At 31.5% G+C, this 17,613-nt stretch carries 18 protein-coding genes; 6 read left to right on the forward strand and 12 right to left on the reverse strand.

The window, feature by feature from the left end; translation table 11 throughout:
• Window positions 1-262 precede the first annotated feature (262 nt).
• Genes Q0891_RS00655 through Q0891_RS00675 form a run of 5 tightly spaced genes read right to left on the reverse strand, consistent with a single transcriptional unit; the run spans window position 263 to window position 4,321 of the window.
• Window positions 263-985 carry an ABC transporter ATP-binding protein gene (locus Q0891_RS00655; RefSeq protein WP_299098124.1) on the reverse strand — a complete coding sequence of 241 codons (723 nt, stop codon included), beginning with the start codon at window positions 983-985 and terminating at the stop codon, window positions 263-265.
• Between the two features lie 12 nt (window positions 986-997).
• Window positions 998-2,476: a DUF5687 family protein gene (locus Q0891_RS00660; RefSeq protein ID WP_299098126.1), complete on the reverse strand. Its 1,479-nt coding sequence runs from the start codon at window positions 2,474-2,476 to the stop codon at window positions 998-1,000.
• A 51-nt stretch (window positions 2,477-2,527) separates the two neighbouring features.
• Window positions 2,528-3,217 (reverse strand): hypothetical protein, encoded by a 690-nt coding sequence (locus Q0891_RS00665; protein WP_299098128.1) that lies wholly within the window; start codon window positions 3,215-3,217, stop codon window positions 2,528-2,530.
• A complete protein-coding gene (locus tag Q0891_RS00670) occupies window positions 3,214-3,933 on the reverse strand; it encodes a hypothetical protein (RefSeq protein ID WP_299098130.1) in 720 nt (239 codons plus the stop codon). The genes Q0891_RS00665 and Q0891_RS00670 overlap by 4 nt, the downstream gene beginning before the upstream one ends.
• 55 nt (window positions 3,934-3,988) lie before the next feature.
• A complete protein-coding gene (locus Q0891_RS00675) occupies window positions 3,989-4,321 on the reverse strand; it encodes a PadR family transcriptional regulator (RefSeq protein WP_157364119.1) in 333 nt (110 codons plus the stop codon).
• Between the two features lie 135 nt (window positions 4,322-4,456).
• On the opposite strand from Q0891_RS00675, the gene Q0891_RS00680 reads away from it, so the two are divergent.
• Window positions 4,457-5,515 carry a ferredoxin--NADP reductase gene (locus tag Q0891_RS00680; RefSeq protein WP_299098132.1) on the forward strand — a complete coding sequence of 353 codons (1,059 nt, stop codon included), beginning with the start codon at window positions 4,457-4,459 and terminating at the stop codon, window positions 5,513-5,515.
• Window positions 5,516-5,724: 209 nt separating this feature from the next.
• Here Q0891_RS00680 and Q0891_RS00685 read toward each other — a convergent pair whose 3' ends face one another.
• Window positions 5,725-6,741 (reverse strand): glycosyltransferase family 9 protein, encoded by a 1,017-nt coding sequence (locus Q0891_RS00685; RefSeq protein WP_299098133.1) that lies wholly within the window; start codon window positions 6,739-6,741, stop codon window positions 5,725-5,727.
• A 46-nt stretch (window positions 6,742-6,787) separates the two neighbouring features.
• On the reverse strand, window positions 6,788-7,396 hold the full coding sequence (locus Q0891_RS00690; protein WP_299098134.1) for a DUF4254 domain-containing protein: 609 nt from the start codon (window positions 7,394-7,396) through the stop codon (window positions 6,788-6,790).
• Window positions 7,397-7,468: 72 nt separating this feature from the next.
• Between Q0891_RS00690 and upp the strand changes: the two genes are divergently transcribed.
• Window positions 7,469-8,128, forward strand: a complete 660-nt coding sequence (gene upp / locus Q0891_RS00695; RefSeq protein ID WP_299098135.1) for a uracil phosphoribosyltransferase — start codon at window positions 7,469-7,471, stop codon at window positions 8,126-8,128.
• Here upp and Q0891_RS00700 read toward each other — a convergent pair.
• Window positions 8,117-9,034, reverse strand: coding sequence for a DUF6427 family protein (locus Q0891_RS00700; protein ID WP_299098136.1), 918 nt, complete (start codon window positions 9,032-9,034; stop codon window positions 8,117-8,119). The genes upp and Q0891_RS00700 overlap by 12 nt on opposite strands.
• Window positions 9,035-9,104: 70 nt before the next feature.
• Between Q0891_RS00700 and Q0891_RS00705 the strand changes: the two genes are divergently transcribed.
• Complete coding sequence (locus Q0891_RS00705; protein ID WP_299098137.1) at window positions 9,105-9,332, forward strand: uracil phosphoribosyltransferase; 228 nt, start codon at window positions 9,105-9,107, stop codon at window positions 9,330-9,332.
• On the opposite strand, the gene purD is transcribed toward Q0891_RS00705, so the two are convergent.
• Window positions 9,327-10,598, reverse strand: coding sequence for a phosphoribosylamine--glycine ligase (gene purD / locus Q0891_RS00710; protein ID WP_299098138.1), 1,272 nt, complete (start codon window positions 10,596-10,598; stop codon window positions 9,327-9,329). The genes Q0891_RS00705 and purD overlap by 6 nt on opposite strands.
• A gap of 84 nt (window positions 10,599-10,682) precedes the next feature.
• Here purD and Q0891_RS00715 point away from each other — a divergent pair, with 84 nt between their 5' ends.
• On the forward strand, window positions 10,683-11,993 hold the full coding sequence (locus Q0891_RS00715; RefSeq protein ID WP_299098139.1) for a phenylacetate--CoA ligase family protein: 1,311 nt from the start codon (window positions 10,683-10,685) through the stop codon (window positions 11,991-11,993).
• A 7-nt stretch (window positions 11,994-12,000) separates the two neighbouring features.
• The gene (locus Q0891_RS00720) at window positions 12,001-13,161 is read left to right on the forward strand and encodes a glycosyltransferase family 4 protein (protein WP_299098140.1); all 1,161 of its coding nucleotides are present in this window, start codon (window positions 12,001-12,003) and stop codon (window positions 13,159-13,161) included.
• Here Q0891_RS00720 and Q0891_RS00725 read toward each other — a convergent pair.
• From Q0891_RS00725 to Q0891_RS00735, 3 genes are all read right to left on the reverse strand, one after another.
• A complete protein-coding gene (locus tag Q0891_RS00725; RefSeq protein WP_299098141.1) occupies window positions 13,158-14,513 on the reverse strand; it encodes an undecaprenyl-phosphate glucose phosphotransferase in 1,356 nt (451 codons plus the stop codon). The two genes, Q0891_RS00720 and Q0891_RS00725, sit on opposite strands and share 4 nt — an antisense overlap.
• A 105-nt stretch (window positions 14,514-14,618) precedes the next feature.
• Window positions 14,619-15,356, reverse strand: a complete 738-nt coding sequence (locus tag Q0891_RS00730) for a WecB/TagA/CpsF family glycosyltransferase (RefSeq protein WP_299098142.1) — start codon at window positions 15,354-15,356, stop codon at window positions 14,619-14,621.
• Window positions 15,349-16,506 (reverse strand): delta-aminolevulinic acid dehydratase, encoded by a 1,158-nt coding sequence (locus tag Q0891_RS00735; protein WP_299098143.1) that lies wholly within the window; start codon window positions 16,504-16,506, stop codon window positions 15,349-15,351. Before Q0891_RS00735 ends, Q0891_RS00730 begins: the two co-directional genes overlap by 8 nt.
• Before the next feature lie 99 nt (window positions 16,507-16,605).
• Between Q0891_RS00735 and Q0891_RS00740 the strand changes: the two genes are divergently transcribed.
• Window positions 16,606-17,604 (forward strand): SGNH/GDSL hydrolase family protein, encoded by a 999-nt coding sequence (locus tag Q0891_RS00740; protein ID WP_299098144.1) that lies wholly within the window; start codon window positions 16,606-16,608, stop codon window positions 17,602-17,604.
• Window positions 17,605-17,613 lie beyond the last annotated feature (9 nt).

Here is a 17,613-nt window from a genome sequence, read left to right on the forward strand (position 1 = left end):
AGATAACTGAAAAACGCACTGTTTAGTGTGTTAGGTGGTAAAAATAAGCATCTTTTTGAATTTGCGGCTGAATTTTAGAAGATATTAGAATGCTTTGTTGCTAAGGGATTTTATTGAAAACATAAAATTCACGCGAAGGCAGAGGGACGTAAAGGCTCACTGTTACTTAAAAAATAGAATTGTAATTATGAAAAAGCACAACGTACAATACTCGCAAGTTGTGCATATATCAGTTTTCCCCTTTGGGGAATTAAAGGGGCTTTTACTCCTCCTCCTGAGAAACCACTGCTCCATTAGCAAAATGCGCTTCTAACTCTTTTAAGGTTGCAGGATTGGTTTCTAAATCTTTTACCACATTTCCTTTTTCTAGCACAACAATTCTCTCGCATACGTCCGTAACATGCATTAAATCGTGACTAGAGACTAAAACAGTGACACCTTGTTTTTCGGCTAAATCTTTTATAATTTGTTTTAGTCTTATTTGAGTTGTTGGATCCAAGTTTGCAAAAGGTTCATCTAAGATAATAACTTCAGGATTACCAATAAGCGCAGCTACAATTCCGGCTTTCTTCTGGTTTCCTTTGCTTAAATCTCTAAGATACTTTTTCTTTCCTATAATTTCTCCGTTAAAGAAATCTTCAAATTTTGATGTTAAGCTATCAACATCGGCTTTGTTTTGCCCTCTTAATTCTCCAATAAAATAGAAGTATTCTTCTGGTGTAAGGTAACCGATTAAAAAACTTTCATCTATAAACGATGATGTAAAAGGTTTCCAGTCTTCGCTTTGGTCTACAACAACATCATTACTTGTAATGTTTCCTGTGGTAGGTTTTATTAAATCTAGTAATAGACTGAAATAGGTTGTTTTTCCCGCACCATTATTTCCAACTAAACCAAAACTTTGGCCTTTAGGAATAGTTAATTCTTCAATATTAAGAACGGTTGTTCCGTTATATGTTTTTGAAAGGTCTTTTGTATGTATCATGGTTGTGTTGTATTAATTGTCTTGACTAAACGCGTTAATCATTTTGTATTTTGAATCTAGATATTTATGTGTAATGGCTTTCATTAGTTTTTTATGAAAAACGATGCCTACCAATCCTAAAACGATAAGTAAAGCTACTGCAGCTGCAAAACCTACTAACCAATTTACTAGGCCAAACATTGCCATTGGCACCAACATTAACGGAATACCAATAAGCCATTGTACAGCACCTGTACCTTGGTAATTAAAAGCGGCTTTTTTATCTAATTCTATTTTTTTTCGATTGAAGGATCCTCCCCAAAGTATCACGTGAGTATTCACACCAATATTATAAATAGCTGCAGCGAAATGCGCAATTAAAATTTTATAACCAAAATACACATAAGGAATGCCGAGTACAAAAAGTAACACTACACTAATGACCATTAAAATGAATTTTGAACGTAAATATTGCTCGTATTTAATATTCTGACTCATTAGCAGTTTGTAATAACCACTATCCCAAGCCGGAATGAATTGTCCGAAATTAATAAGGAAAAATCCTGTTGAAAAAATCCCGATAAAAGCAGACATAAAAGTCATTTCTCTATACATAGGTTGCGGATAAAAGAATAAACCATACAACACACCAATTAATAGTAAAAACGCCATGGATTTGGTACGCTTATTTCTCCAAATGAGTTTTAAATCTAGCTTCATAAATGGTGCAACGTCTCCAAAACGTTCTGTCCAAGATAAATCTGCCGCATTAACTTCTTCAACTTTAGATTTTAAAGAACTATCTAAAAAGAGTTTACTTTTTAAAATTTTAAAATTGTAAGCATAACACGCTGCCAAAATTGCTAATGGAATAAGGATTAGAATAGGATTATTCGCTATGCCTAAAAGTGCATCTCCTATTAACGAGGTCATTGGCAATATTCCAAAATAATTTAAACCAAATAAAACACCAACCACTGTAATAATTGGTAAAAACGATAATTCCTTTTCTGAAGAAAATGCTTCGATAATAAAGTTTAAGAAATTTGAAATTAGCACCAAAATTATCATGGCAAATAGCCATGTTACTATCATTGAGGTTGCATAACCATCCATAATGAGCATAATACTAAATGGAATTATAGCAAACAGAGGCAGCAAATTAAAAAAGGAAGCTACCGATTTTCCTAATACATAATTAACAACGGTTGACCGTTTAATAGGTAGCGTTAATAAAGGCTTTACGCTCATTACAGGTAGCTTTTGTAAAAAAAAGCGCATCATTAAGTCGCCAATTATCCAGAAGAATACATAGCCATTAGCTATTACAAATGGGTCTTGGTCAGGAAAGGTTTTCTTTAAAATTAGAAGAAGTCCGAAGCCTAAGCCTAAAAACATTACAATAAAATAAAGCGCAAAAAACACCATTAAAATATTGATGGCCATGTTTTTTTGCCAATAAGACGAACGGAAATATTGTTTCCATTCTAGATTGAGAAAGTGTTTTATCATAATGTAATGATGGGTTGGTTTATGTAGTAAGTATTAAAAACGAAGAATTTGTTACAAACTAAATTCTGGATAGGTTTCATTTAGTAGTTTTTCGGCTTTGTTTGGAATCAGTTCAAAGCTTATGTAATAAACTAAAGCGATAATAGTAAATACCATTGCTAATAATACAATTACATAAGGATTAGATAAGAAATCGCCAGTCACTATATGAATGTTATAAATCTGAGACAAAAAAACTAACGACGTACCTCCTGCCTGTTTAAAAATCATTTCCTCTAATAGCCATTTTTTATTTGATGCTTTTTTTCTACGCTTAAACTGTCTATTCAGCAAGATACTTTTTGTTATAGACCAAATAATTACTAAAACATAATAGGTAATGGCTAATTCAACAGCTAAAGATGATGTAAAAGAAAAATAAAATAGAAGAAACAAACCTAACGTTGCAAATGCCTGCGGAATCTCGAACCATTTTTTTAACTCGTTCCACAAATATCCTCTATAGCGTTTATTCATAGCCTTACCTTTCTGCTCGATAGCATCCATAAAACCAAAAATGCCAAACTTTTTAAAGGCTTTGTTTTTGGCATCTTCAAAACTGAGTTTTGGTTGCTCTTGCCACTGCGTTTCAATATCATTGGCTAAATGATCTACGAGTTCGGTTTGTAAATCGTAATGTTCTACAAAATGTTGCCTTGTAAATGAGTAGAGGTCTTGTATTTGGGATTCGGTTAGTTTCATGATATTAAAAGCTTGTAACGTTCTTTTGTAGTATTCAGCACTTCTTTATATAGATTAAAACTTACTCTCACTAAAGGATAAACTAAAACATAAAAACAAATAATATAGCGATAATCAATTATGCCATTATATGTAAACTCATCTTTATAGAAATCTAAAAACATTCCTTGAAAACATAAAAATGAAGTATTAAGTAAACCTACCATGTTAGCATTTAAGGAATGACGTACTCCTTTTTTAAATACGTACTTAAACTTTAATAATTCTGGCACTACTAAAGCTAATAATGCTATCATAAAAGCTGCCTTAGGTTTATACTGATATGTGATAAATATAGCAAGTATGAACACAATATATTCTAATATAAATTTTTGTAAAAAGAACGTTTCTCTAAATATAACCCAATACCGTTTTCTGTTTTTTCTTCCTATTTCTTTTTGCTTATTTCTAATAAACTTCTTAAATCCAGCATTGCTCTGATAAAGTCCTTTTTCAAAAATCTTATCTTTTGAAACTCCAAATTCAATAAATTGGTTGCCAAAACTTCTATGAACATCTAGTAAAGCTTCATTAAACGAAATACCTTCGTTAGTCATTTTATCTTCAACCGCAGAAACAATGTGGTCTAGTAATTCTATACGCACATCCCAAAACTTAACCTCATTTTTAATGAGGTAGTTGTCTATGAATTGTATTTCTTGTTTTGTTAGTTTCACTGTTAATTTACTTTTAGACCTGCTAGGTTTTTAAAACCCGCGAGGTCAACCTTGATTATGCCAGTTTGGGATTTACCAAGGCTTGCATTGTTTTAATATACTCAGCTAATTCTTCAAGCTTAGTCACGGTTTCTTTAGTTCCTGTTTCCGTTAACTTGTAATATTTACGCAAACGATTATCTACTTTTGCGACTTCAACATCTAGTAAACCTTCGGCTTCTAACTTGTGTAACGCAGGATATAAGGCGCCTTCTGTGATTTTCAGTTCGCCTTTGGTTAATGCCTTTACTTTTTGGGTAATCTCGTAACCATACATTTTATCGTGCTCATTTAAAAGCTTTAAAATAATAGTATTTAAACTCCCTTTATATAATTTTGAATTGCTCATTGTATTACAAATATATACATAATTTTCTTATGTATAAGAAACTTAGGTATGAGATGTATTAAAAAAGACCAGACAGGTTTATGAAACCTGTCTGGTCTAAAGTAGAATGTTTATCTTTGCAGAAAATTATTTATAATGTCACAATTTCATTCACTCACTATAAAATCAGTTGATAAAGTAACAGACAGTTCAGTTGCTATTACCTTTGATATTCCTGAAAATCTTAAAGAAAAATTCAGCTTTAAAGCCGGACAATATATTACCTTAAAAACTACCATAAACGGCGAAGATATTAGAAGAGATTACTCTATTTGTGCTTCTCAAAATAGCGGAAATGTAACCGTTGCAGTAAAAGCAGTTGAAAACGGAACGTTTTCTGTCTATGCCAACACAGCACTTAAAGCTGGCGACACTTTAGAGGTTGCAGAACCTAATGGTCGCTTTATATTTGAAGCTAATGCGGCTAAAACCAGAACTGTAGCTGCCTTTGCTGCAGGAAGCGGAATTACACCTGTATTAAGTATTGCAAAAACACTTTTAGAAGAAGAGCCTTTTAGTAATTTTATCCTGGTGTATGGTAATAAAACATTGGCTGATGCTATGTTTATTGACCAATTATTACAATTGAAAAAAGAGTACGATAATCGTTTTCATGCGCACTTTATTTACAGTCAATCGCAAGAAGAAGATGCCTTATTTGGACGTATTGAAAAAAGCACTGTTAACCTTATTGTAAAGAACAAATACAAAGGTGTTACCATAGAAAATTTCTACCTCTGTGGACCAGAACAAATGATTCATACAGTTAAAGATGTTTTAATTGAAAATGGTGTGAAAGAAAAAGCCATTAAGTTTGAATTATTTACAGCTCCTGTTGAAACTGAAGCTGAAGCTGTTACAGATTTACCATCTGGCGAAACTAAAATTAAAGTGGTTGTTGATGAAGAAGAGTTTGAATTCAACATGTCTCAAAAAGCAACTATTCTTGATGCCGCTTTAAAACAAGATATTGATGCACCTTATTCTTGTCAAGGTGGAATTTGTAGTAGTTGTATCGCAAAGTTAACTGAAGGTACTGCAGAAATGCGTCAGAATAATATTTTAACGGATGGCGAAGTTGCAGAAGGTTTAATTTTAACGTGCCAAGCGCATCCTACATCTGCTACTATTGCTGTGGATTTTGATGATGTTTAAAATAGAGCCAAGAATCTAGATCGCTTCGCTTTTAGATTTAAGACAAAAAGACCTATCAGAATTTTAATTCTGATAGGTCTTTTTATTTTCAAAAGGTTCTCGATACAAAATTCTAAAAAAAGAATTTCACTCGATTTGATGTTAGGTTAATTATTTGCCGTGATATAACTTCGTATAATTTTGAGGACAAAAAATTCTAATAGGAAGTTTTATAAAACGGCTTTTATTTTTGAAACGATTGCAGCTTCTGAAACACTACCTGCAGCATTCTCATAACCTTCAGGAAACTTATTTCCGTAAATTGATGTTGGGATTAATGGGAATTGTTCTCTGTCTGCTGTCAGTGCAAAATCTTTTGGTTGATTAAAAGGTGCAAATCCCGCAAATGGATGCGTAACGCCCCAAATTGTAATTACTTTTTTGCCTAACATTGCGGCTAAATGTGCATTACCAGAATCCATAGCTAACATGAGGTCTAAATTTGAAATAAGAGCTAACTCCTCTTCTAAATTTAATTTTCCGGCTACAGATGTTACGTTGTTATATTTGGTTTCAAACTGATTTAAAATTTCGACTTCCTTTTGTCCTCCTCCAAATAAGATGATATTGTAATTTTTAGATAATTCTGTAATTATTACTTCCATTTGAGATAATGGATACATTTTACTTTGGTGTGCAGCAAAAGGTGCAATGCCAATTGTTTTTAAGTCTGTTTTTGATATAAACGATTTTAAATTTTCAGACAAAGATTTAGGTTCAGGAAATCTAGGTTGCGATAAATCTACGGAATAACCCAAAACTTTAAAAACCTCAGCATAGCGTTGATGTGTGGTTTTTAATTGTGTAAACTTTTTCCCAGAAACTAATGCTTTTTTTTCAGCTCTACCTTTATTTAATTGCACCACTTTTTTTCCGAAGAAAAAGAACTTTAAAATCTTACTTCGTAATACGTTATGTAAGTCTGCAACAGCATCAAAATTTAAGGATATTAATTCTTTAGATAATTTATAAAGACCTAAAACACCTTTGTGTTTGCCTTTTAAATCGGCTTCATACACAGTTACATTTTCCAAATCTTGAAAAAAAGGTTTAAAAAATGCTCTAGTTACGACTGTTATTTTAAGTTCAGGGTGTAGTGTGGTTAATGCTCGCAACACAGGCACTGTCATTGCTACGTCTCCCATTGCAGAAAACCTAAGGACTAGTATGTGTTTTGGTTTTGGCATTCTTATACAGACCTGTCAGGTTCTGAAAACCTTACAGGTTCATCAATTACTTCTGTCCTCTTAAAACAGGATTAAGTTCATCGTCATTGTACATTTTCATTTGCTTATACACTTTCATGTACTTTTCGCCTTTAGAAATATCCTCTAACAAATCGTCAATAGCAGTACTTAAATCTACACGTTGTTCTAATAAAACATTCAATTTTGTTTGGCAAGAAGCTTTATGCGCATCAGTTGCATCTTCTCTAACGGTTTCAAGATGCATGTGGTAAATTTTAAGGGCTAAAATTGATAATCTGTCTATAGCCCAAGCTGGACTTTCAGAATTGATTTTTGCATCTGGTTTTACAGAAACGTCTTTAAATTTATCTAGAAAATAACTGTCTATAAATTCAACAGTATCTGTTCTATCTTGGTTAGAAGCATCAATCATTCGCTTTAACTTTAAAGCCGCCACAGGATCAATGTTTGGGTCTCTAATAATATCTTCGTAAGCCCATTGAACCGTGTCTATCCAAGATTTTCTGTATAATAAATGTGCAATTAAATCATCGTTTTTATCATACTTATTTGTAAAAGGTTGGTCTACTGTATTTAAAACTTTGTAAGTCTTAATAACCTCTTGAAATATGGCGTTTGCTTTTTCTGAAAACATAATGAAATCAATTTAATGTTTACAAATATAGTTTGAATTATTAACTTTAACGACCGAACTAAATTACATATTATGCAAATTCATAACCTTTCTGAAACGCCTTCAATATTAAATACTTTTATGTCTGAATTAAGAGATAAAACCGTACAAAAAGACAGTATGCGCTTTAGACGAAACATAGAACGTATTGGCGAAATAATGGGTTATGAATTAAGTAAATCGCTTCAATTTGAAGTACACGATATAGAAACACCTTTAGGAACCGCAACAACCGTTTTACACAAAAAAGACAATGTACTTTGCTCTATTTTAAGAGCTGGTGTTCCGTTACATAATGGTTTATTAAATTATTTTGATGCAGCTGAAAACGCTTTTATTTCAGCGTATAGACATCATAAACATGACCCAGAAAGTTTTGAAATTATAGTGGAATATTTAGCTTGTCCAAGTTTAGAAGGTAAAACCTTAATATTAGCAGACCCAATGTTAGCCACAGGACAATCTATGGTCGCTACTTTTGAAGCGCTAAAACCATTTGGAACACCAAAAGAAATTCATTTAGTTAGTATTATTGGTGCGCAAGAAGGTGTAGAATATGTCTCTAATGCTTTTAATTCTGACGTAAAACTTTGGATTGCTGATATTGACGAAAAACTGAATGAAAAAGGTTATATTATTCCTGGATTAGGCGATGCTGGCGATTTAGCCTTTGGTAATAAATTACAGCAGTAAACTAATTATCGGTGTAATTAATAAAAGCGTAATAAATACTTCTTTAAACCATTTTTCTGAAATCACTTCGATATAATTAGCCATAATTATAGAAAACGGAGCAAACAAAAACAGGTACTCACTTCCGTTTTTTACAGGAGCAATAACCGCAATTAAAAGCGATAATATTGAAGCCCACGCAATGATAAAATATGAAGGTTTTAATTTTTTATTCTTATCAGGTATCATTCTAAAATAATAGAATAAAGTCCATACAAGAGAACTAAATATGACGGTAAGTTTAAAAACGTTTTCTTTACTATTATATGACGTAAAATCTAAACTAGAATGACGATCAAAGTTTTCTGGTCTAAAGTATAAATCGTAAAAAATAATATTATAAATCAATAGTAAAATTATAGCGGTTAATACCGCTATAAACGGAACAATTACGTTTTTAAAATCATTTTGGGAGTAATAAATTAAAGCTACTAAAACGAGGGTAAAAAACAATATTGACCAAAAAAAGAAAAATGATGCCAAAGTAATCCAAAATGCTGCATCGAATAATTTCTTTTTAATATTTAGCTTAGAGTGCAAGCTGATAAGTCTTCTTAACGCAAATAGTATAAACAAATTAGATATTAAAATGTTTAAATGAGCCATCGCATCTGGAAACATCCCGAACAGTAAACCAAAAGTTAAAATTGCATAACTATTTCTTTGCGTTAAATTATTTTTAGCAACAATAAAGTCTAACAGAAAAATTAAAAATAACGTCACGAGCCATCTAAAGAGTGTTGCAACAGTGGTATTTAAATCTGAAAAAAGTAGTGTGTAATTTGTTAGAATAAAAAATAGCGAGACATAAACCGCAACGAATATGAAGTTTATAGGCTTAGATTTACTAAAAACACTTGTAATCATTAACAGTTTTTGTATTTTCGCATTTTAATTCCAATTCAGAAAATTAGAATTGGTGTAAATTTATAAAGTTATGACTGATTTCTTTAACGGAATAGCGGATTTATTTGTGAATGTATTATTCGCACCATTTGATGCCCTTAGAGCATTGGAACTTGAGAGCTGGTTTTCTGCCAACATCTTTTCATGGATTTTTATGGCAATTGGTTTTGTTGCATTTGTATATTGGATGCTACAACTTAAGAAATACAATGAAAATGGTGAAGAAGATAAGAGTATTTCTTCTCATTCATATTTATAGATCAAAACCAATATCCTTACGATAATTCATCTTATCAAAATGTAGATTTTCTATACTTTGATAAGATTTTTTTATGGCCTCTTGGTAACTATTTCCGTACGAAGTTATCGCCATAACGCGTCCACCTGAAGTTACAACTTTACCGTCTTGTAATTTGGCTCCTGCATGAAACGCAATAGAATCTGTTATTTTTTCAATTCCTGTGATTTCTTTTCCTTTTTCATAAGCTTCAGGGTAACCACCAGACACTAACATTACAGTTGTTGCAGCACGTTCATCAATTTCAATATTAATTTGAGACAACGTTTGGTTAGACATCGCTTCAAAAACATCTACCAAATCAGTTTTTAGTCTTGGCAAAACAACTTCTGTTTCCGGGTCTCCCATTCTAACATTATACTCAATTACCTTAGGGGCATTACCTACTTTAATTAATCCAATAAATATAAAACCTACGTATGGTAAATTATCGTTCTTTAAACCTTCAACTGTAGGAATTACAACTTGATTTTCAATTTTATCTAAAAATTCTTTTGTTGCAAAAGGCACTGGAGAAACGGCTCCCATTCCTCCTGTGTTTAAGCCTGTATCGCCTTCTCCTATGCGTTTATAATCCTTTGCAGTTGGCAAAATTTTATAATCTTTTCCATCAGAAAGCACAAAACAACTTAACTCAATACCATCTAAAAACTCTTCAATAACCACTTTGGTACTTGCATCTCCAAATTTAGAATCTACCAGCATGCTTTTTAATTCATCTTTAGCTTCTTGTAGGTCATTTAGAATTAAAACACCTTTACCTGCTGCTAAACCATCTGCTTTTAGAACGTAAGGTGCATTTAGGGTTTCTAAAAACTTGTAACCGTCCTCTACATTTTCCTCTGTAAAACTCTCATAAGCTGCTGTAGGAATATCATGACGCATCATAAATTCTTTAGCAAATTCCTTACTTCCTTCTAATTCCGCTGCGGCTTTTTCAGGCCCAATGACTGAAACATGTTTTAAAGCTTCATCTTCTAAAAAGAAATCATGAACTCCTTGTACTAATGGATCTTCTGGCCCAACAACTACTAAATCAATTTTATGCTCTAAAACAGCTGATTTAATAGCTTCAAAATCAGTTACACCAATATTTAAATTTGTCGCAATCGCTTGTGTTCCTGAGTTTCCAGGAGCTACAAAAAGAGCCTTACAACGGTCACTTTGAGCTAATTTCCATGCAAATGTGTGTTCTCTTCCTCCTGAACCAAGTACTAAAATATTCATGCTAATAAATTGTTTGGACAAAAATAATTGGTTTTCAGCTTAAAAAACAATTATTTTACACAAACCTTAAAGGCAATAAACACTTTGCAACTATTCGATTTTTCACTAAAATTAAACGGCTTTGATATCCACAAGGCTAAAGCTGCGTTAAACAATATTAAAGGGAAAAACGCATCTGATTTTGAAGCCTATATTGAAGAACAAAAAAAAGCTATCATTTCTTATCATTTAGAAAACAATTCATTTTATAAAACTCTAGGAAAGTCTATTGATCTCGAGGATTGGAATTCTGTTCCTATACTAACCAAACGTCATTTACAACAGCCATTAGAACAACGTTTAAGTAATGGTTTTACTACTAAAAATGTCTATCTCAATAAAACGTCTGGCAGTTCTGGAGATCCCTTTGTTTTTGCTAAAGATAAATGGTCGCATGCGCTTACTTGGGCGGAAATTACAGATAGATTTGGTTGGTATAACATTGATTTTAATAAGTCAAAACAGGCACGTTTTTATGGTATACCTTTAGATAAGAAAGGTTATTATAAGGAACGATTAAAAGATTATTTTAGCAACCGTTTTCGGTTTTCGGTATTTGATTTAAGTGATACAGCTCATGAAGCGACTTTAGAAAAATTTAGAACAACAGATTTTGATTACATTAACGGTTATACAAGCGCTATAGTGCAATTTGCAAAGTACTTGAAACGTAAAAATATGATTTTAAACTCCGTTTGTACAACCCTAAAAGTGTGCGTTGTTACCTCTGAAATGTTATTTGATGATGATAAAACACTACTAGAATCGCGGTTTGGCGTGCCAGTGGTAAATGAATATGGCGCATCGGAATTAGATCTTATTGCTTTTCAGAATCCTGAAGACGAATGGCAACTTAACAGTGAAACGCTTTTTATAGAAATCCTAGATGAGAATGATTCTGTTTTACCTTATGGAGAAGAAGGTAGAATTGTAATTACGTCATTACATAATAAAGCACATCCTTTTATTCGCTATGATATTGGAGATATTGGGATTTTATCTAAAAAAAGCACAATTAAGAAGCCTATTCTCAAAAAACTAATTGGGAGAACAAACGATATCGTTATTTTACCAAGTGGGAAAAAAGCAGCAGGACTTACCTTCTATTATATTACAAAAAGTGTAATTGAAAATGATGGTAACGTTTCTGAGTTTATTGTAGCACAATTACATTTAGATACTTTTAAAATCAGCTATGTTAGTAAACATAAACTTTCTGAGGTTGAAAAAAGAACCATTAAAAATGAAATGATTCGCTACCTCGAGCCAAACATTACAATTAACTTTGAGCGAGTAGAGAATTTAGAGCGCTCTAAATCTGGAAAATTAAAACAATTTACATCTCATATTAAATAAGATAGTAGTGCAGAAATTAATGATTATTACCAGTTATTTTCCACCAGAGATTGGAGCTGCGTCTAACCGAATATTCCATTTAGCAGATGGTTTAAAAGATGATTATGATGTTAATGTGGTTACACCACTTCCTAACTACCCAACTGGTAAAATATTTTCGGCATATAAAGGAAAATTCAGTTCAAAAACGGTTGAAAATGGCATCAAGATTAATCGTTTATGGATCTATGCTTCAGTTTCTAAAAATAAGTTTTTGCGATTAATAGCAATGCTTTCGTATAGCTTTAGTTTAGTTTGGTTTATCATGTGGCATAAGATTCCTGATAAAGTGATTGTGCAATCGCCTCCGCTTTTGGTGTCTTTTACCTGTATGTTCCTTTTAAGATATAAAAAAAGAAAACTTATTCTTAATGTTAGTGATTTGTGGCCAAGCGCAGGCTTAGAATTAGGCGCATTAAAAGAAGGTTTTGCTTATAATATACTGAAAAAGCTTGAAGCTTTTAATTACAAAAAGGCAGATTTGATTTTAGGACAAAGCAACGAAATCCTTAATCATGTTAAGACGATTACAACAAAACCAGAGTTGTTTTTGTACAGAAACTTTCCTGAAATTGAATTTCCTAAACTTAAAGATACAACTGCGCCAAACGGTAAAATAAAAATGGTTTACGCTGGTCTTTTAGGTGTGGCACAAGGAATTTACAAACTGTGTAATGAAATTGATTATACCGCTATTGAATTTCATATTTATGGTTCTGGTGCCGAAGAACAAGTTATAAAAAGCTTAATAGAAACTAATAAGGACTTACCTCTATATTTTCACGGTAGAGTGAATAGAACGGAACTACACAAAGTTCTGCTGAGCTATGATTTAACGATAATTCCGTTGTTAAATAGAATTTATGGCTCAGTACCCTCTAAAATATTTGAATACGCCAAATTAGGCTTACCTATGCTCTATTTTGGAGGTGGCGAAGGCGAAGATATCATAAAGAAAAATAACCTTGGTTGGGTTGCTAAGGAAAGTGATTATGAGGATTTAAATACAGTATTAAAATCAATTTCATCACAGCGATTAAATCTTGAATTAAAAGCCGCAATACAGCATACAGCCATGATTCAATTTGATTTTAGAAAGCAATTAAGTGCGCTAAAAGAAGTTCTCTAATAGGCTTTTTCATCACCATTTATGGCATTTACAAAAGTTTGAAAAATAATTTTGATATCTAAAAGTAGTGACCAGTTTTCTATATAAAAAATATCATATTTAACTCTACCAATTATATCTTTATCCGTTTCTACTTCACCTCTAAAGCCACTCGTTTGTGCTAATCCTGTTATACCTGGCTTAACGAAGTGTCTTACCATAAATTTATCTATTTTTTTTGCGTACATATTGGTGTGACTAACCATGTGTGGCCTGGGACCCACAACCGACATATCACCAAACAATACATTGAAGAACTGCGGTAACTCATCGATACTTGTTTTTCTTATAAATTTCCCAACTTTAGTTACACGCTCATCACCTCTTGTGGCCTGATATAAATGCGCATCTTTGTTTGGCATCATTGATCTAAACTTATAGCAGTCAAATTCTTTGTAATTAAACCCGTTACGTGATTGCTTAAAGAAAACAGGTCCTTTAGACTCTAATTTAATTAAAATCGCTATTAATGGTGTTAACCATGACAAAACAAATACAATCATAAAACTTGAGAATACAATATCAAAACCTCTTTTTATAAATGTATTTACGGAATCCTCGAGCGGTATATTTCTAAGGCTTAAAACAGGAATATAATCGTAATACTCATATTGCAGCTTTTTAGCATAAATTTCTTTACTATCTGGTATAAATTTTAAAATCTTTAAATTGTTATCTGCAAAATCCACAATATCTGCAATTTGAGCGTTAGTCAGTTCTGAAATAGAGCAATAAATTTCATCTATATTCTGATCTAATACGTACTGAAAGCAGTCTTTTAATGTATGCTCGTTGTTTTTAAAGTTAAATGTCTTTTTATGAGAATACCCATATTCTGGATTTTTGTTAAAAAAATTATCTAAAGCTATTGTCTTCTTATTAAGACCAAAAATAACAGTCGTTCTATAATTCCCTCCAAATGAGGTTCTATATTTCTGCAACAAATAATAGATTGCGAACTTAAAAATTGTAATAAATAAACAACACAGAAGTACATATTTTACAATTGGTCTTGGGAAGATATCTAACTCATGATACAAACCTGAAAAAGCAAATACTAATAATAAATAAAGTATGGATTGTCTTACAATTAAAGATAAAATATTAATCGGTCTTGTAAACCTATAAACTTCGTAGAATTGGGAGTAAACAGATAATAACACCCAACCTACAGATATAAATACTGTAAATATTACTGGGTCTTTATCTTTAAGTAAATATAAAATGGCTATAACATTTATAGTTGATAAATCAATTATATATGAAATAGGACGTAAATAACCTGAATATCTTCCTTGCTTAAATAGACTCAATTTATAACTTTAAACCATAAAGGTAATTAGAATTAATTAATGAACTGTAACTAAAATAGTAGTGGATTTCATTAATTTTTAAAAATTTTCTGTTTTTAAAATTATTCACTTCGTCAATTTTTCTTTTAGTACCAAATAAATAAATTTTGAATTACCAAAAAGATAGCGCTTCCACATACGTTTCGGTTCTTGAATAAATCGATAAAACCATTCCAAACCCGATTTTTGCATCCATAACGGTGCTCTAGTTACTTTACCAGCAACAACATCAAAACTACCGCCAACACCCATTATGAAGTTGACATTTTTTAAGTGTTTTTTATTATCGTAAAGAAAATTTTCTTTTGTTGGAGAACTTATAGCCACAAACAATATATCTGCACCACTTTCTGAAATTTGAGTTGCAATAATAGACTCTTCTTTTTTGCTAAAATAACCATTTCTGTAACCTGCAATTATTGAATTGGAATATTGTTCAGCATATTTTTTAGTAACAGACTTTACAATATCCTCTTGAGCGCCGAGAAAGAAAATTTTATATCTTTTATGAAAAGCCAATTCAACCAGCTTTTCCATTAAATCAATGCCTGCTACACGCTCTTTTAATGGCTTATTTAAAAAATGGGATGCCCATACAACGGCTTGTCCGTCAGCATTGATTAAATCACTATCGTTAACACTTTTACGTAACTGTAAATCATTTTGCATTGCCACTATCTTACCAGCATTTACAACAACGTGATGAATTTGTTCATTGTTTTTAATTGCAGTTTCAATACAGCACAAAGTTTCGGCCATAGAAATATTGTCTATTTCCGTATTTAAAAACTTTTGTCTATTCATTATCTAAATTGTAAAAACTCAAAGCATAAAACATCCAGCCTTGTGCCCAACGAATATATGGAATTCTAGAAGAAATTAGTTTTCTCTTTTGATAAATAAAAAAACCTTCTTTTGTTTGCATATTATCAATTGTCCAATTTAAAACTCTGTCCACAACCGTTTTGTTATCACTTAGTCTATTACATTTATGTAAGGTAACGATTAATTGCGCAGGAGCATGAATATCAACCGGATAGGTCTTGTCATTATAATACTTGCTCATCCCTTCTTCGGTAAAAAAAGTATTTAAATAATAGGACATTCCTGTTTCTATATTTGTATTAAATGATTCGTCTCTTGAAACATTTTGATATATTCTTAAACATTCTAAATTATAACCCGTATGAAAATTATCAACCCACTGATGAAACGGTAAAGTTCCATATGCCCAAGAGCCATTTTTATTTTGTCTCTTACAAACATAATTAGCAACAGATTTGGCAGTCGCTAATAAATTTTCATCATTTGTGTACTTATAAACAAGACATAGAAGTTTTGCCCCTAATAAGCCTGCATTGTATACTTGTGTTTTGTCTAATGGTGAATAAGAAAATGTAAAGTCTCCATCCTTGTCGTAAGATCTATTTAAATCGTTTAAAACAAATTTAGAAGCGCTTATGGCAACATTTAAATATTCCTCATTCTTAGTGATTTCATATGCCTCAATTAAGGCATCCGCTATAAAAGTTGTCGCAACAACTGTTGGTGTGTGTTTTGGTTGAAAAAATGCTCTTGCTTGCCAGTCAAAATTATAACCCCAACAATAATTTGAATAATCTTTAGTTCTTAATTTTATGATTTCCTTAGCTAAAAACTCTATTTTTTCTAAGTAATTATTACTTGGTTTTTTTTTATATAAATTGCAATAGCCCATTAAAAAAAGCCCTAAACCTTTAGGATTGTATTCCTTTTTTATACCAAACAATGGTCTTAGGTTAATTGGGTTTCTTTTAAACAATTGAATCCAAGCTAATCTAAATAAACGCGAGTTCCCGAGAGGCGTTTTTTGAATTACCCAACTATTTAAACCATCATACGGATCCCAACCTTTAAACCCTTCTATTTCGCAATAGTCCTTTAAAATATCAAAGCTGTCTTTACTGTTTAGCACCTTTTAAGTTTATTTAATCGCAAAAGTATTAATATTATCTTTATAATTGACTTTGTTCATGTTTTCGGGTAAGTTTGTATGGTATAAATAAAATCTTCTATGAGAAAAGCAATAAAATATATCCTTTTTTTAATTTTCATTTTTGTAATAAGTTCAGGCTGTAATGAAAACTCCCATCAAACAAATGTTGAGAAAGACCACTACAATATCAATAACATTAAACCTGTTTTTGATCTAGGAAATTATACTGTAAAATATAAAAAGAACAAAATAATTTTTAGCAAAGAACATGGTAATATTTCAAGTCCGGTTCAGTACAATAACCTTAAAAATGAATTCAATTTTAATAGTATTTATAGATTCAAAGATTCTTTACAAAATGCCTTTTTTTTTAGATTTGGATGGGTTTCATTTAAGGAAAATCAAAGTGTTTTATCTAATATAGAATGGATTGGTAAAGCACCTCAAGAATTTGAGGATTTTAAAAAGATTAATTTTAAAATCGTTGATATTGACTTTATTCAATTTGGCACTACTTCATTATGCACCATTGGTGATAGTCAAACCTGGTGGTCTAACGCTCAAAATTTAAGAAAATACATTAACGATACTAATGAAAACTTAATTTTTGTAGGTAGTAATACTGATATCTTTGGTTATGGACATGAGGGTGAGGGCGGAAATAATTCTAGTGAGCTATTAAATCGAATTGACAACATACCTAGCGCCGATTTTTATACGTTATTACTTGGTACTAATGATTGGAAAAATAATATTGAAACTACTTTTATAAATATTACCAAAATAACCGAACACTTAACCTTGTTAAATCCTAAGGCAAAAATTTTATATCTAACTCCAATCCCTACAACCAACAAAAAGCGGGATTTATTTAATATAGATTTATCTAAAAAATTAATAGAGAAATTTAAAGAGAACAAACAAATTATTGTTTTAGATTTAAGAAAGAAAATTCTAGATAATGAAAATTGGGAAAAAGATTATCTAAGTCATGATGGACTTCATCAAAACAAAGATGGTGTTGAATTTACTGCTAAATCAATTGGAAATAAGATAATCGAACTAAATAGAAATTGAATTTTTTTT

Source organism: uncultured Winogradskyella sp. (assembly GCF_947498005.1).
Classification (GTDB): domain Bacteria; phylum Bacteroidota; class Bacteroidia; order Flavobacteriales; family Flavobacteriaceae; genus Winogradskyella.

Coding starts and splice junctions, on each gene's coding strand:
- Q0891_RS00655 (WP_299098124.1), bottom strand. CDS start 985: ATGATACATACAAAAGACCTTTCAAAAACATATAACGGAACAACCGTT.
- Q0891_RS00660 (WP_299098126.1), bottom strand. CDS start 2,476: ATGATAAAACACTTTCTCAATCTAGAATGGAAACAATATTTCCGTTCG.
- Q0891_RS00665 (WP_299098128.1), bottom strand. CDS start 3,217: ATGAAACTAACCGAATCCCAAATACAAGACCTCTACTCATTTACAAGG.
- Q0891_RS00675 (WP_157364119.1), bottom strand. CDS start 4,321: ATGAGCAATTCAAAATTATATAAAGGGAGTTTAAATACTATTATTTTA.
- Q0891_RS00680 (WP_299098132.1), top strand. CDS start 4,457: ATGTCACAATTTCATTCACTCACTATAAAATCAGTTGATAAAGTAACA.
- Q0891_RS00685 (WP_299098133.1), bottom strand. CDS start 6,741: ATGCCAAAACCAAAACACATACTAGTCCTTAGGTTTTCTGCAATGGGA.
- Q0891_RS00690 (WP_299098134.1), bottom strand. CDS start 7,396: ATGTTTTCAGAAAAAGCAAACGCCATATTTCAAGAGGTTATTAAGACT.
- upp (WP_299098135.1), top strand. CDS start 7,469: ATGCAAATTCATAACCTTTCTGAAACGCCTTCAATATTAAATACTTTT.
- Q0891_RS00700 (WP_299098136.1), bottom strand. CDS start 9,034: ATGATTACAAGTGTTTTTAGTAAATCTAAGCCTATAAACTTCATATTC.
- Q0891_RS00705 (WP_299098137.1), top strand. CDS start 9,105: ATGACTGATTTCTTTAACGGAATAGCGGATTTATTTGTGAATGTATTA.
- purD (WP_299098138.1), bottom strand. CDS start 10,598: ATGAATATTTTAGTACTTGGTTCAGGAGGAAGAGAACACACATTTGCA.
- Q0891_RS00730 (WP_299098142.1), bottom strand. CDS start 15,356: ATGAATAGACAAAAGTTTTTAAATACGGAAATAGACAATATTTCTATG.
- Q0891_RS00740 (WP_299098144.1), top strand. CDS start 16,606: ATGAGAAAAGCAATAAAATATATCCTTTTTTTAATTTTCATTTTTGTA.